The organism is Phenylobacterium sp. LH3H17 (assembly GCF_024298925.1).
In the GTDB taxonomy this organism is placed as follows: Bacteria; Pseudomonadota; Alphaproteobacteria; order Caulobacterales; family Caulobacteraceae; genus Phenylobacterium.
The window spans coordinates 1,699,685-1,713,213 of the sequence record NZ_CP101283.1; the positions used below are offsets into that span (position 1 = coordinate 1,699,685).

General features: G+C 69.2%; 14 protein-coding genes and 1 pseudogene. 5 read left to right on the forward strand and 10 right to left on the reverse strand.

The features are described from left to right. Genes pdhA through M9M90_RS08305 form a run of 3 tightly spaced genes read right to left on the reverse strand, consistent with a single transcriptional unit; the run spans position 1 to position 4,216 of the window. Positions 1 to 2,004, reverse strand: coding sequence for a pyruvate dehydrogenase (acetyl-transferring) E1 component subunit alpha (pdhA, locus tag M9M90_RS08295; RefSeq protein WP_254836691.1), 2,004 nt, complete (start codon positions 2,002 to 2,004; stop codon positions 1 to 3). Further along, positions 2,001 to 3,758, reverse strand: a complete 1,758-nt coding sequence (acsA, locus tag M9M90_RS08300) for an acetate--CoA ligase (protein WP_254836692.1) — start codon at positions 3,756 to 3,758, stop codon at positions 2,001 to 2,003. The genes pdhA and acsA overlap by 4 nt, the downstream gene beginning before the upstream one ends. 2 nt (positions 3,759 to 3,760) lie before the next feature. Next, a complete protein-coding gene (locus M9M90_RS08305) occupies positions 3,761 to 4,216 on the reverse strand; it encodes a BON domain-containing protein (protein ID WP_254836693.1) in 456 nt (151 codons plus the stop codon). A 106-nt stretch (positions 4,217 to 4,322) separates the two neighbouring features. Between M9M90_RS08305 and M9M90_RS08310 the strand changes: the two genes are divergently transcribed. After that, positions 4,323 to 5,372: a hypothetical protein gene (locus M9M90_RS08310; protein WP_254837093.1), complete on the forward strand. Its 1,050-nt coding sequence runs from the start codon at positions 4,323 to 4,325 to the stop codon at positions 5,370 to 5,372. Here M9M90_RS08310 and M9M90_RS08315 read toward each other — a convergent pair. Together M9M90_RS08315 and M9M90_RS08320 are read right to left on the reverse strand one after the other, a co-directional pair. Next, entirely contained in the window at positions 5,350 to 6,381 is a 1,032-nt protein-coding gene (locus M9M90_RS08315) for a ribose-phosphate pyrophosphokinase (protein WP_254836694.1), read from the reverse strand. The genes M9M90_RS08310 and M9M90_RS08315 overlap by 23 nt on opposite strands. Further along, the gene (locus M9M90_RS08320) at positions 6,378 to 7,337 is read right to left on the reverse strand and encodes a 1-phosphofructokinase family hexose kinase (protein ID WP_254836695.1); all 960 of its coding nucleotides are present in this window, start codon (positions 7,335 to 7,337) and stop codon (positions 6,378 to 6,380) included. The genes M9M90_RS08315 and M9M90_RS08320 overlap by 4 nt, the downstream gene beginning before the upstream one ends. A gap of 167 nt (positions 7,338 to 7,504) precedes the next feature. Between M9M90_RS08320 and M9M90_RS08325 the strand changes: the two genes are divergently transcribed. Next, a complete protein-coding gene (locus tag M9M90_RS08325; RefSeq protein WP_254836696.1) occupies positions 7,505 to 7,936 on the forward strand; it encodes a hypothetical protein in 432 nt (143 codons plus the stop codon). Between the two features lie 437 nt (positions 7,937 to 8,373). Here M9M90_RS08325 and M9M90_RS08330 read toward each other — a convergent pair whose 3' ends face one another. Both M9M90_RS08330 and M9M90_RS08335 read right to left on the reverse strand, forming a co-directional pair. Further along, positions 8,374 to 8,658, reverse strand: coding sequence for a hypothetical protein (locus M9M90_RS08330; RefSeq protein ID WP_254836697.1), 285 nt, complete (start codon positions 8,656 to 8,658; stop codon positions 8,374 to 8,376). Positions 8,659 to 8,758: 100 nt separating this feature from the next. Next, entirely contained in the window at positions 8,759 to 9,133 is a 375-nt protein-coding gene (locus tag M9M90_RS08335) for a hypothetical protein (protein WP_254836698.1), read from the reverse strand. Between the two features lie 275 nt (positions 9,134 to 9,408). Between M9M90_RS08335 and M9M90_RS08340 the strand changes: the two are divergent. After that, a pseudogene (locus M9M90_RS08340) lies at positions 9,409 to 9,987 on the forward strand (c-type cytochrome); the annotation flags it as partial. Positions 9,988 to 10,056: 69 nt separating this feature from the next. Here M9M90_RS08340 and M9M90_RS08345 read toward each other — a convergent pair. The 3 genes from M9M90_RS08345 to M9M90_RS08355 form a co-directional block, all read right to left on the reverse strand. Further along, positions 10,057 to 10,824, reverse strand: a complete 768-nt coding sequence (locus M9M90_RS08345; RefSeq protein WP_254836699.1) for an SDR family NAD(P)-dependent oxidoreductase — start codon at positions 10,822 to 10,824, stop codon at positions 10,057 to 10,059. 55 nt (positions 10,825 to 10,879) lie between these two features. Beyond that, the gene (locus M9M90_RS08350; RefSeq protein WP_254836700.1) at positions 10,880 to 11,749 is read right to left on the reverse strand and encodes a universal stress protein; all 870 of its coding nucleotides are present in this window, start codon (positions 11,747 to 11,749) and stop codon (positions 10,880 to 10,882) included. A 64-nt stretch (positions 11,750 to 11,813) separates the two neighbouring features. Next, positions 11,814 to 12,467 carry a helix-turn-helix domain-containing protein gene (locus tag M9M90_RS08355; RefSeq protein WP_254836701.1) on the reverse strand — a complete coding sequence of 218 codons (654 nt, stop codon included), beginning with the start codon at positions 12,465 to 12,467 and terminating at the stop codon, positions 11,814 to 11,816. A gap of 169 nt (positions 12,468 to 12,636) precedes the next feature. Between M9M90_RS08355 and M9M90_RS08360 the strand changes: the two genes are divergently transcribed. Continuing rightward, a complete protein-coding gene (locus M9M90_RS08360) occupies positions 12,637 to 13,086 on the forward strand; it encodes a host attachment protein (RefSeq protein WP_254836702.1) in 450 nt (149 codons plus the stop codon). Positions 13,087 to 13,188: 102 nt separating this feature from the next. Then, on the forward strand, positions 13,189 to 13,497 hold the full coding sequence (locus M9M90_RS08365) for a hypothetical protein (protein ID WP_254836703.1): 309 nt from the start codon (positions 13,189 to 13,191) through the stop codon (positions 13,495 to 13,497). Positions 13,498 to 13,529: the final 32 nt, after the last annotated feature.

Sequence of the window (13,529 nt, forward strand, 5' to 3'; positions counted from 1 at the left end):
TCAGGCCCGCCCCAGGGCCGCTTTCGCGGCGGCGACGATCTTGTCGACCTGCGGCAGGGCCGCCGCCTCCAGGTGACCGGCATACGGGATCGGAACCTCCTCGGAGCACACCCGGGCCAATGGCGCATCGAGGTCATAGAACGCCCGTTCCGCGATCCGCATGCCGATCTCCGCGGCCAGCGAGCCCGAGCGCCAGCCCTCGTCGACGATCACGGCGCGGCGGGTCTTGGCCACGGAGGCCAGGATCGTGGCGTCATCCAGGGGGCGCAGGACGCGCAGATCCAGGACCTCGGCGTCGATGCCATCTTTCGCCAGAGCCTCCGCCGCCTCCAGGGTCTTCCACAGCGAACCGCCATAGGTGATCAAGCTCACGTCCTTGCCGGGCCGGCGGATAGCGGCCTTGTCGATATCGACGGCGCCGGCGTCCGGCGAGAGCGGACCCGTCCGGTTGTAGAGCATGATGTGCTCGAAGATCAGCACCGGGTCCGGTTCCCGCAGAGCTGTCGACAGCATTCCGCGGACATCCTCGACGGTGGCCGGCGCCAGGATCCGCAAGCCGGGGATGTGGGCGTACCAGCCCTCAAGGCTGTGGGAATGTTGGGCTGCGAGCTGGCGGCCGGCGCCGGTCGCCATGCGGATCACCAGCGGGCAGCCGAACTGGTCGCCCGACATGTGCCGGATGGTGGCGGCGGTATTGAGGATCTGGTCGAGCGCCAGCAGGCTGAAATTCACGGTCATCAGCTCGACGATGGGCCGCATGCCGGCCATGGCCGCGCCCACGCCCGCGCCGGTGAAGCCCGCCTCGGAGAGCGGGGTGTCGCGGATGCGGTCGGGACCGAACTCCGCCAGAAGCCCCTTTGAGACTGCGTAGCAGCCCCCATAGGCGCCCACGTCCTCGCCCATGAGGAACACACGCTCGTCTCGGAGCAGCGCGTCACGGATGCCCTGCCTGGCGGCTTCGCGGTAGGTGGTCAGTTGCGGCGGCGCGGCCGGGGCGATCTTGGGCGGCGGCTCCGGCCGCTCCCGGGCATAGACGTGGGTCGTGAGATCCTCGACCGGTTCCAGCGGCGCGGCCTCGGCGAAGGCGACCGCCGCCTGGACCTCGGCCGCGGCCTCGCTCTCCAGGCGCGCGACGTCCTCGGCGTGGATCAGGTTCGCCGAGAGCGCCCAGTCGCGGAAGCGCGTGATCGGGTCTTTCGCCTTCCAGACCTCGATCTCGGCCTTGTCCCGATAGAGCTGGGCGTCGAACATGGAGTGCGCGCGGAAGCGATATGTGCGGCATTCCAGAAAGAACGGCTTGCCGGTCTCGCGGATCGCTGCGATCGCGCGGCGGGCGGCGACTTCCACGGCGACGACATCCATGCCGTCCACGACCTCGGAGGCGATGCGGTAGCTCTCCGCCTTGCGATGGATGTCGGTCTCCGCCTCGGAGCGGGCGAGGGCCGTGCCCATGGCGTAGAGATTGTTCTCGCAGACGAAGAGCACCGGCAGGCTCCAGAGCGCCGCGAGATTGAGGCTTTCGTGGAACTCGCCCTCGGCGGCCGCGCCCTCGCCGAAAAAGCAGGCGGTGACGTGGTCCTCGCCGCGCATGCGGTCGGCCAGGGCCAAACCCACCGCGACGGGCAGCCCGCCGCCCACGATGGCGTTGCCGCCGTAGAAGTTGGTGGCGCGGTCGAACAGGTGCATCGATCCGCCGCGTCCGCCGCTGCAGCCCGCCTGCTTGCCGAACATCTCCGCCATGATCGCGTTCATCGGCACCCCGCGGACCAGCGCATGGCCGTGCTCGCGGTAGGTGGCGACGATCCGATCCCGCGGCTCCAGGACCGGGATGGCGCCGACCGCGATGGCCTCTTCGCCGTCGTAGAGGTGCAAGAAACCGCGGATCTTCTCCTGGGTGTAGGCCTCGACGCACGCCTGTTCGAAGGCGCGGACGCGGATCATGCGGCCGAGCTGCTCGGCCACATGGGCGTGGGTGAGGTGCGCTTTCAGTGCGGAGTCGCTCATCGCTCCTCGCTTTCCAGGGTGGAGAGGTCGCCCTCGGGCAGACCCAACTCCCGGGCCTTGAGCAGCCGGCGCATGATCTTTCCGCTACGGGTCTTGGGCAGGTTCTGGCGGAATGCGATGTCCTTCGGCGCGACGGCCGCGCCCAGGCGCTTGCGCGCGTGGCCGAGGATCTCGCGGCGGAGATCTTCGCCAGGTTCCAGGCCGACCTTCAGGGCCACATAACCCTTCACGACCTCGCCGGAGACCGGGTCGGGCAGGCCGATCACGGCGGCCTCGGCGACGGCGGCGTGCTCCATGAGCACGCTCTCGACCTCGAAGGGACCAATCAGGTGGCCGGCGCTCTTGATCACGTCGTCGGCGCGGCCGACGAACCAATAGTAGCCGTCGGAGTCCCGCATCGCGAGGTCGCCGGTCAGGTACAAGCCGTTGGCGAAGCACTTGCGGAAGCGAGCCTCTTCGTGGAGGTAGCCGCGCATGATCGATGGCCACCCGGGGCGGAGCGCCAGTTCGCCCAGGGCCATGGGCTTCTCCACCTCGCGCACGGACCCGTCGGGCATGCGCTCGACGATTCCCGCGGTGACGCCGGGCAGGGGGCGGCCCATGGAGCCGGGCTTGATGTCCATGGCGGCGAAGTTGGCGATCATGATGCCGCCGGTCTCGGTCTGCCACCAGTTGTCGTGGAACGGCTTGCCGAAGGCCTCGACGCCCCAGACCACGGCTTCCGGGTTCAGCGGCTCGCCCACGCTGGCCATGAACCGCAGCGCCGGGGCATCGAAGGGGCGCGGGTCCTGCGCCCAGGCCTTCATCAGCATGCGGATGGCGGTCGGGGCAGTGTACCAGACGGTCACCGCCTGCTCGCGCAGGATGTCCCGCCAGCGCTCCGGGTCGAACTCCGCCTCGTCGACGATAAGGGTGACGCCATTGGTGAGCGGCGAAATGATCCCGTAGGAAGTGCCGGTCACCCAGCCGGGATCGGCGGTGCACCAGTAGACGTCGCCCGGCCGCAAATCGAGGGCGGTGCGGCCGGTGATGTGGTGCGCCACCACCGCCTCATGGACGTGCACGGCGCCCTTCGGACGCCCGGTGGTGCCGCTTGTGAAGTGCAGCAGCGCCATGTCTTCGGGCGCCGTGTGGACGGTCGCGAACGCCGGTTCCGCATCGGCCATCGCGGACTTCAGCACGACCGTCCCGCTCGGTGACTCCGCCGCGCAACCGGTGAGCAGAACGTGGCGAAGGCTCGCCAGGTCAGCGCGCCAGGACTCGACCTTCCGCCGATAAAGCGCCTCGGAGGTGACCAGGACAGTCGCCTCGCCGATCTCCATTCGGGCGCGGATCGGCTCGGGCCCGAACGCCGAGAAGAGGGGCGTGAACACGGCGCCCGCCTTCACCGTCCCCAAGGCCGCAATGTAGAGCTCGGGCGTGCGGCCGAGCAGGCTGTAGACCCGATCTCCCTTCCCCAGACCCAGGCTCCGCAGCACGTTGGCGAACCGGTTCGCCTCGGCCGTCAGCTCCGCATAGGTGAAGTCCAGGACGGTGTCGTCACGGCCGATCCAGCGCAGGGCCAGTTGCGCGCCGCGGCCGGACTGGACATGTCGGTCGAGGGCCTCGTGGGCGATGTTGAGGCCGCCGTCGGCGAATCCGGCGAGTTCGGCCCGCGCCGCGTCCCACGAGAAACCGGCGACCGCGCCGTCATAGTCCTTGAGGTTCGCGAGCGCCCGCTCTCCCGACGTCTTGCGGATGAGGGGCCAGGTCATGGTCACGCCAGGACGTCGCCGGCGCCGTCGTCGTCGGGCTGGACCGCGTCAGGGGGCAGAGAAATCCGGTTCTCCACCGAGCGGACGCCGGGCAGGGTCCAGGCCAGCCGCTCCGCCGCGTCGCGGTCGAACCAGCTGGACGCTCGGCCCAAGAGGACAACCACCCCCTCGTGCTCCTCGAGCTTCATCCCGGACGTCGGAACGCCCGCCCGCTCCAGGAGCGCCAGGAACTGAGTTTGAACGTCGCCGCCCGGCGTCGGCACATGCAGGTGGTTGTGGACGTCCAGGACCTCGGGCAGCCGCAGCAGTTCCTGCTCGATCAAAACCCGACGCGCGTCGTCCTTGACCTCGCCGGTCAGGGTGACGACACCTTCGACGACGGACGCCTTGACCGGCGCCCCGCCGCTCACACGCTCCACCTCGATCGAGACGATCTCCTGAAGTGTCTTGGCGTCCATCTCGACCTCCCTTGGTCCGTAGCCGAGAATTGTCTGTTCAACCGCCGCCGCATTGCGTTCGGTCAAGAGCCGTGGTCGCCAGGACTGATTGGGTGGGGGCGTGGATATGAGAACAGAGAGCCGAGCGACTCCCACGCTCGCCGAGAAGGTCGCCTTCCTGAGTACGGCGGCGGCTCATCCCGGCCATGAGGGTCCGATCAGCTTTCGCGAGACCCACATGTCCTGGCTCTTCTTCCTGGACGGCGCCGTCTACAAGCTGAAAAAGCCGGTCCGCTTCCCCTATCTCGACTTCTCGACACTGGCGCGTCGGGAGGCCGCCTGCCGCGCCGAGCTCGCCCTCAACCAGCGCCTGGCGCCCAACATCTATGAAGCGGTGGTTCCGATCGTGGCGACGGCCGGTGGCCTGGCGCTCGGCGGCGACGGGGAGGTGGTGGATTGGCTGGTGCGGATGCGCCGCTTCGATCCTGCCCAGACGCTCGAGGCGCGGCTAGTGGCGGGCGAGCTGACGGCGCAGGAACTCGATGCGCTTGGGGGCTTCCTCGCCCGCTTCTACCAGCGGGCGGCGCGTGTCCACATCACGCCGGCCGCCTATCTCCGGAGCTTTCGCAACGGGCTCGCCTATCACCGGCGCGTCCTGCTCGAGCCGCGCCTGGGCCTGCCGGTCGGCCTGGTCCGCGGCGTGCTGGCTGCGCAGCTGAGGTTCCTGCGAACGCAGGGCGATCTGTTGGAGACGAGGGTCCACCAGGCCCGGATCCTCGACGCGCACGGAGACCTCCGACCCGAGCACATCTGGATGGGTCCGCCGGTCAAGGTGATCGACCGCCTGGAATTCAGCGCCAGCCTGCGCGCCGTCGATCCCCTGGACGAGCTGGCCTTCCTCGATTTGGAAACCGAACGGCTGGGCGCCCCGGAGGTGGGCGCGCGCATCAGCCGCCACGTCATCGCCGCGCTGCACGAGCGCAACGCGTCCAAGGTCTACCTGTTCTACCGGTGCTATCGCGCGACCCTGCGGGCGCGCCTGGCGATCGCCCACTTGCTGGAGCCCGCGCCGCGCACGCCGGAAAAGTGGCCGCGGCAGGCGCGGGCTTATCTCGCCATGGCGGCCCGCGACGGACGCCGTCTCGACCGGCTGATCAGTAAACCAACAGGTCCGTAAGCGGCGCGTCCGTCGCGAGGCGCGAGATCGCCTCTGCCAGCAGGGGCGCGCAGGCCACGATCTCAATCTTCCCGGCGACTGCGCAGCCCTCCAGCCGAAACGCGGGCACGGCGTCGGTCACCACCACCCGCTCGATGGCGGGGTCGGCCAGGGCTTCGGCCGCGCCCGGCATGAACAGTCCGTGGGCGGCCATGGCGATCACCCGCCGCGCGCCCGCCTGCTTGGCGGCCCGGGCTGCACGGACCAGGGTCCCGCCCGTGCTGATGAGGTCGTCGATCAGGAGCACGGTGGCGTCCTTCACATCGCCGACCAGCAGGTCGCCGGTGACGACTCCGGCGCTGCGATGTTTGTCGGCGAACGCCTTGCCGATGGGCTTGCCGGCCCTCGCCTCCAGGGCCTCGCGGAACAGCTCGGCGCGCTTCACGCCCCCCGGGTCCGGCGACAGCACGCACAATGGTTCGTCGCGAAACCGCATCGCGGCATCGAGTAAAAGCGCGGCCGCCGGCAGGGTGACCCCGCGGCCGCGAAAGGCGTTCTCGAAAGCCGCCGGATTGTGGACCTCGAGCGTCACCAGCGCATCGGTCCCCATCGCCTCGAAGAGCGCCGCGACGTAGCGCGTGGTCAGTGGGTCGAACGGCTTGGTCCGCCGGTCCTTGCGCGAATAGCAGAGGTAGGGCGCCACGGCGGTCACCCGCGCAGCGCCGGCGTCCTTCAACGCGCCGATGAAGAACAGCAGCCGGCAGAGCTTGTCGTTGGCGCTCTGGTCCGGGCCGCCGTGCAGGCTATGGATCACATAGCAGTCGGCGCCGGCGACCGCCTCAAGCGGCCGGGCCTTGTGTTCACCGTCCTCGAAGCTGCGTTCCTCAAGCGGCGAGAGGTGGTGGCCCAGGTCGCCGGCGACAGCGGCGCCGAGTTCGGCCGTGGCTCCCAGCGCGAACAGCCGCATCCGTTGCGGCAGGTGCAGCGGCCGCGGATCCTGGGGCGACCAGATGGACGGTGCGCCTGTCATGCCGCGACCGAGGGCTCGTCGATCCGCTCGATCTCAATCTGAGGCAGGAAGCGGCGCACATTCGCCGCCCCGCAGAGGTCGGTTCCGGGGGCCAGGAGCGCGGCGGCCCCGGCGGCCGCGCCATAGCGGAAGGCCTCCTCCAGCCTCAGCTTCGACGCCAGGGCCCAGACCATGGCGCCCAGGAAGCTGTCGCCGGCGCCGACCGTGCTCAGGGGCCGGATCGGCAGGGGCCGCGCGCGCCAGGCCGCGTCGGCCACCACCAGCAAGGCCCCCTGCGCGCCTAAGGTCAGGGCCACGACCTCGGTCCGGCCCTGCGCGATGAGCGCGCGGCACGCGCCGATCAGCGAGCGGTCCTCGTCCAGGGCGCCGGCGACAAGCTCGCGCAGTTCGGCCAGGTTGGGCTTGATCAGATGCACGCGGTCGCGGAGCGCGGCCTTGAGCGCCGGACCGGAGGTGTCGAGCGCGAACCGCACGCCGCGGATTTCGGCGATCTCGGCGACGCGCGCATAGAAGTCCTCGGGGGCGCCCGGCGGCAGGCTGCCGCTGGCGCAGATGAAGTCCGGCTTCAACTCCATTTCCGCCAGGACCTTGAGGCACGCCATCCACTCGACGTCGCGCAGGTGCGGGCCTGGGAGCACGAAGCGGTATTCCTCGTGGGTGGTCTCGTCGAGCACGGTCAGGTCTTCCCGCGTCTCGCCCTGAATCGGAACGACGAGGCTCTCGACGCCTTCGCCTTGGACGAGCGACTCCAGGCGCTGGCCGGTGAAGCCGCCGGCGGGATAGATGGCGATGGCCCGCGCCCCCAGCCGGCTCGCGACGCGTGCGACATTGATACCGCCGCCGCCCGGATCCCGGCTTTCGCCGCTGCAACGCAACTTCCGCACGGGCTCGACCCGATCCACCGAGGTGGAGATATCGACGGCCGGATTCGGGGTCAGGGTCACGACGATGGGCATGGGAGCGCCTCCATGCCTGCAGAGTGCATGGACGCCGCGCGGCTTCCTTGAGCCTCGTCAAGACGGTCGCGCCCGCCATTTGACCCGTATCAAGGCGACGACGGCGCCGCTGGCTGATCGTGCGCTTGATCGGCGCCGCGGTGCGGGCTTCACCCAGGACCACTCTAATGAAACATCCCTTCGACGTTCCGGCGCACCTGTCCCCCGACCTGACGCGGGTCCGGGCCTACTGGCGCGGGCTGCTGCGCGGGGAGGCGAAGATGCCCTTCTGGGACGACGCCAAGTTGTCGGACCTGCCTGACCTCACCGGTCGGCTGTTCCTGATCGACGTCTTCCAGGGCCCGGAGCGCTTCCGGTTCGGCGAGGTGGGGGGAGGGATAGGAGGCGACGAAATGGAAGGCCGCTTTCTTGACGAAACCGCGCTCGCCCACCCGTTCGAATTCCTCCGCGCCCAGTGCAGCGTCACCATCGAATGCGCGGCGCCCACCTGCTTCCACATGGACGAAGCGCGCGGCCGCGGCGCCTATTCACGGCTCCTGCTGCCGATGTGGGGCGACGGACGGATTTCCATGGTGCTGGGCGTCGTCGACGCGGAGTGAGGTTCGATTCCAGATGAAGGCGCCCGTGACCACGGAAGTGAAGTTCGACGCAACGGCGCAGGGGGGCTCGCGTGGGCGTATGGAGGAACCTGCGTTGGCCTTTCGAAACCTGTTGCTGAGCCCTGCGACCGCTGGACTCATGAACCACGGCACGCGCGCTGAAGGGTTCGCGGCCTGACCATGGCGGCTCGCGGATCTAACCTCGCTCAGCTTGCGTCTGGCCTCGCCCTGCTCCTGGCGGGACTGGCAGGCACGGCCGCCCTGATCGCGATCACCTACGGAGAGTCCGCCACGGCCCAAGCGTGGGCGCTTCGGCTGGGCCTGACCCTCAGCCTGCTCCTCTCGGCGGTCGCCCAGACGATGGTGTTGCTGGGGGCGTGGTTGCTGTGGCGCTCAAACCGCCCAACGCGCTGACCCGGCGCGGCGGCGTTGCCGCCTCAGGACCCCGGCGAGGGCCGGTTGAGGAACTTCAGTGCGTTGTAGCAGACTGCGACCAGGCCCCCGACCAGTCCGCCCAGCAGGACGGCCTGCACGAGGCCGAGGCCAATGGGTCCGGGCCCGCGTTGAGCCTGCTGAGTTAGGAAAGCCAGCACGCCGGTAGGTTCAGGACCGGCGATCGCGGCGGTCGCCCACAGCAGCAGGAAGAGGATGCCGAGCGCCGCGGCGCCTGTGGCCGTACAATGAAACACCCCGAGGCGGGGGACGGAGCGATGGATGGACATGGCGGGTTCCGGAGGAAGGCGGACGCGGCGAGCACTAGCGTCCATTGCGCCTAGTTGTTGACGAAGCAGCCTTGAGCCAGATCAACATTCCGCGATTTCGTCAGAAGTCAGCTCGGGGCGCGGCGTCGGACTTCTGGCGCAATTCTCTTTCGAGCTCCGCGACTTCTTCCGCCAATAGGGTCTCGATCGTCTTGCGCTTCTCAAGCGACAGCGGCGTTTCCAGCAGCGCGCGAAACCGGCGGACATTCTCGGAGGCGATATAGCTCATCGCGGCTTCCCCCATCCTGATAGGGGAAAGCCTACACCCGCTGCCGCTCGTCTGCATCACTTCTTGCAGGCGCAGCCAATCCGACGGCGCGGATGGCGCTTTGCGGCCCGGTCGAAGATCGCCGCCAACATGAAAGACGGCGTGCTCACCAATCGCCATCCGGAAGCGCCCGGGCGTCGAGCCCAAGACCATCGAGATCCAGTTCAACTAGCCCCCAACGTCCTGGCCGGGGCGTCTCCATAGCCAACAGGACCTTCCATGAGGCGCCGCGTTTCAGGCTCCGACGATCACTCGGCCCCAATCCGGAATGACTCGCCCGCGCCTCCGTGGCGGGCTACGCCGAAGGCGCGCCGCGTCGCCTTTGCGCCATTGCCGACAGGGAGAGGTCCATGCGAACAGGTCCCGTGATTCTTGCCCTCGCCGTGTCCTTGACGGGCTGCGCGCTTCTCGAAGCACCGCGCAGGGCGGCGCCGACGCCGGCCATGCGCGGCCACGAGGCGGCGGTGCGCCACTGCGCCGCCTGCCATGCGGTGGAGCCGGGCGGCCTCAGCCCGCAGCCCAGGGCCGCGGCGTTCGCCAGCCGGGAAATGCAGCACACGGCGGGGCTTGAGGGTAGGGTCGCGGCCCTGACGCGGCAGGGCCACTACGGCATGGCGCCGATCACGCTGAGCGCCCAGGAGGTCGGCGACATCGTGGCCTACATCGAGAGCCTGGGCGAACGAGGCGCCCGCTCCGGGGGAGGCTCCCAGGCTGTTTCCCGTGCACAGGACCTCCGCAGGGCCGTCATGCCCGCCATCGCGCAAGCCGGTGAGGCCGGTGTCGACCCAGCCGAGGCGCTGGCGCTCGGCCGCACGCTCGTGGTCGGCAACTGCGGCCGCTGCCATGCGGTCGGCCCCTCCGACGACAGTTCCAATCCCGTCGCGCCGGCCTTCCGTGACCTTTCGCAACACTACGATGTGGAGGCGCTGGGCGAGTCCCTGGCGGAGGGGATTCTCACCGGCCATCCGGAAATGCCGGAGTTCCGGTTCGAGCCGCGCGAGATCGACGCGATCCTGCGCTACCTGCAGAGCCTCCAGGTGAGGCAGCGGGGCGCCGCCCAGCCGCCCGTGGCCGCCGGGCTCGGCGGGTCCTCACCGCGCCGTGTAGCCGCCGTCGATCACGAGCTCCGCGCCGGTGACGAACTTGGCCTCGTCCGAGGCCAGGTAGACGCAGCCCCAGGCGATGTCGTCCGGCTCGCCGATGTGGCCGAGCGGATGTAGGGCGTCGATGGCGACGCGGTTGGCGGCCTCGTCCCCCAGCTCCCTTACGAAACCCTCGACCATCGGGGTCAGGATGAAGCCCGGATGGATGGAATTCACCCGGATCTTCTCCTTCGCGTAGAGGAGGGCGTCGGTCTTGGTCATCATCCGCACGGCGCCCTTGGAGGCATGGTAGGGCGGCACATCGGGCGCGCTGACCAGGCCATAGATCGAACTCAGATTGATGATGCTGCCGCCGCCCGCGCGCCGCAGGTGCGGGATCACGTGCTTCACGCCGAAGAACACGCCCTTCACGTTGATAGCCTGGACATGGTCCCATTCAGCTTCGGTGAGCTGGTCGGTGGGCTTGTTCGCGCCCGAGACGCCGGCGTTGTTCACCAGGATGTCGATGCGGCCGAAGCGCTTGGCGACCTCGGCCAGCACACGCTTCACCTCGTCCTCGCGCGAGACGTCCAGCACCCAACTGCAGGCCTGCAGGTCTCGAGCGAGGAGTTCGTCGACGAGATCGTTGGCCTCTTTTGTGAGCACATCGGTGATGGCGACCGCTGCGCCTTCCTCCGCCATCCTGATGGCGGTGGCGCGCCCGAGGCCGAGCGCCCCGCCGGTGATCACCGCGACCTTGCCCTTCAACCTGTTCATGTCGGCCTCCTGTGTTGCGGCGCGGAGCCGCCGCGACCCCGCGCGTCGGTGGGGGTCAGTGGCTCATCAGCACGAAGCATCCCGGCCGATTCATGAGGTCGTCGGTCACGCCGCCGAAGGCCCACTCGCGCAGACGCGTATGGCCGTAGGCGCCGCAGACGATCAGGTCGGCGTTGTTGGACTTGGCCACCTGCTCGATCTCCCCGGCGACGCCTTCCGGCGTGCTGGTCGTGATGAGGGCGCGAGCCTCGACGCCGTGGCGCTTGAGATTGGCGACCACGTCATCCACCTCAAACGCCATCCGGTCGGCTTCGTCCGACTTGCAGACCGCGTGGACGATGACGTCCTCGGCCCGCTGTAGGAAGGGCAGGGCGTCTGCGACGGCGCGCCGGCTTTCTCGGGTGTCCTTCCAGGCGATCACCACCGTCCGGGCCCTCAGGTGATGCTGGCCGTCCGGGACCATCAGCACTGGACGGCCGGCGCCCATCACCACGTCGGCGGGGTCGGCCGTACGGGTCAGGCTGGCAGCGGCCCGCGGCCCCACGACGATCAGGTCCGCGGCGCGGGCTAGGCCGATCAAAGCCCGGCCCGGATAGTCCTGGACCACGCGCCACTCGATGTCGGCGCCGCCGGCGTCGCGACGGAAGACGGCTTCGGCCGCCTCAAGGTTCTTTCCGACCTGCTCCTGGGCGAGGACTACCCATTCGGCCGCCGCGAAGCCGGTGATCGGGTCGGCCGTCGGGATCGGCTCCAGCGTTTCCGCGCCCAGGCCGATCAGCCGCGCGCCCAGGTCTCGCGCGAGCCGGCCGGCGACCTCGACGCGGTGCGACGCTACAAGGCCGGGCTCGGCGTGGACCAGCAGGGTGGCGTAGCTACTCGGGCGAGTCACGATTTCGGCAGCGGTCCGTTCCTTGGTCTGGGTCATGATTGTCTTCCTTGCCAAGTCGCGGCCGGCGCTACGCCTGCGGCCGCACAGGCGACATTACCCGCTAGGCCGCGAGGGCCTGCAATGCGGCCCATTTCCGGATTTGGAAGCGCCGCGAGGAGGGAAACTCGACGATCGCCTCGCCCTGCAACTGGGTGAGCATGCGCGAGACGGTCTCGATGGTTAGGCCGAGATAGTCGGCCATGTCCTGCCGGCTCATGGGTAGCTCCACATGGCTCTCCTCACGGCTGCGGGCGAGCGACATCAGGAAGCTGCCGACGCGCTCCCGGGCGCTCTTGCGGCCCAGCATCATCACGTGGTCCTGAAGGCGCTCAAGTTCCAAGTAGGTGGCTTCCAGAATTGCGCGGTCGACCTCCGCGTCGCCGGCGAAAGCCCGCACGGTGGCCCGCCGCACAACCTGGATTTCACAGAGGGTGAGGGCCTCCGCCGCGAAACGGTGGTCCGGTCCGGGCTCCAGCCCGAAGATGTCGCCGGGATAGTAGAAGGCGCCCACCTGGCGACGGCCCTCAACGGTCAGTCTGCTGGTGCGGACCACGCCACGCACCAAGCGATACAGCAGTTCGGCCTCATCCTCCTGGGCGTAGATTTCCGCATTGCGGACAAAGGGCATGCGCATGCCGAGCCGGTCAAAGGCGTCGGTGAGGGCCGTGGCCGGACGGGCCGCGCGAGGATCGCTCAAGGGAAGGGCCAGGGTCATGGAAGACTCCTCGTCGGTGCCTCAACAGCTACGCCTCCCCACGCTGTCCGAACATTTGGGGCCGTCCCCTAAGTATCAGCACGGAGGCGACGGCAGACTTCGATTTGATCTCCGTCACGGAACGAGACTTTCCATCGGCGCACGCTGCCTTGGAGATTAGGAGGACAGCATGGACGAGTTCGGCGTGACCTGGATCGTGACAGCCGACGCAGTGGAGGCGCGGTTCTTTTCCGAACCCGTGCGGGCCGGCGCGCTGCGCGAGCTGCCGGATCTGCGGATGACCGCGAGCAACGCCGAGCGCGGCGCCGGGCGCCGCCAGGGGGCCACCGTGCATCAGCGCGTCGGCGCGGGGCGCCATGGCGCGGGCGAGCGCTCGCCCGAACACGAGGCCGAGCGGCGGTTCATGACGCGAGTGGCCACGCGTCTCATGGTGAGCGCCGGGCGCGGCGACTTCGACCGACTCGTGCTGATGGGTCCGCCGCACGCCTTGGGAGCCCTCAAGAGCGCGCTGCCGGCATCCGTGGCGGCGCGGTTGGAAGTCACCGATCCGCACGAGCGCAAGCAGGACGACGCGGAGTCCCTGCGTCGCCATCTCCGCGAAGCCCGCGCCCGCGCATGACCCTCGAGCTCACCTTCCAAGCCGCCGCTGGCCGCGCCGTTGATCTCGCGCAAGGCGCGCCGCCGGTTGCCACCTAGTTTAACGCCCACAGGAGAAATGCCGATGTCGAAATCCCTGACCCGCAAGGTGAAGCACGAGCTTGAGGACACCCTTGAGGACGTCGCCAAGACGCTGCGCCAAGCCGCCGACGGCTTGAGCGACGACGCCGAGAAGGCGGTGGCGCAGGCCGCTCAGGCCCTTCGCCTGGCCGCTGAGGCGCTCGCCGACAAGGCCTCGCCCGAAGTGAAATACGTGGCGCAGAAGGCCGTGGCCGAGGCCAAGGCGCATCCGGTCGCCACCGCGGCTGCGGCCCTTTCGGCGGCGGCGGCGCTGATCACCATCCTGAGCGTCACGCGGAAGAAGTCCGCCTAGCCCAGATCCGCTCACGGGCGGCCGCCGAGGAG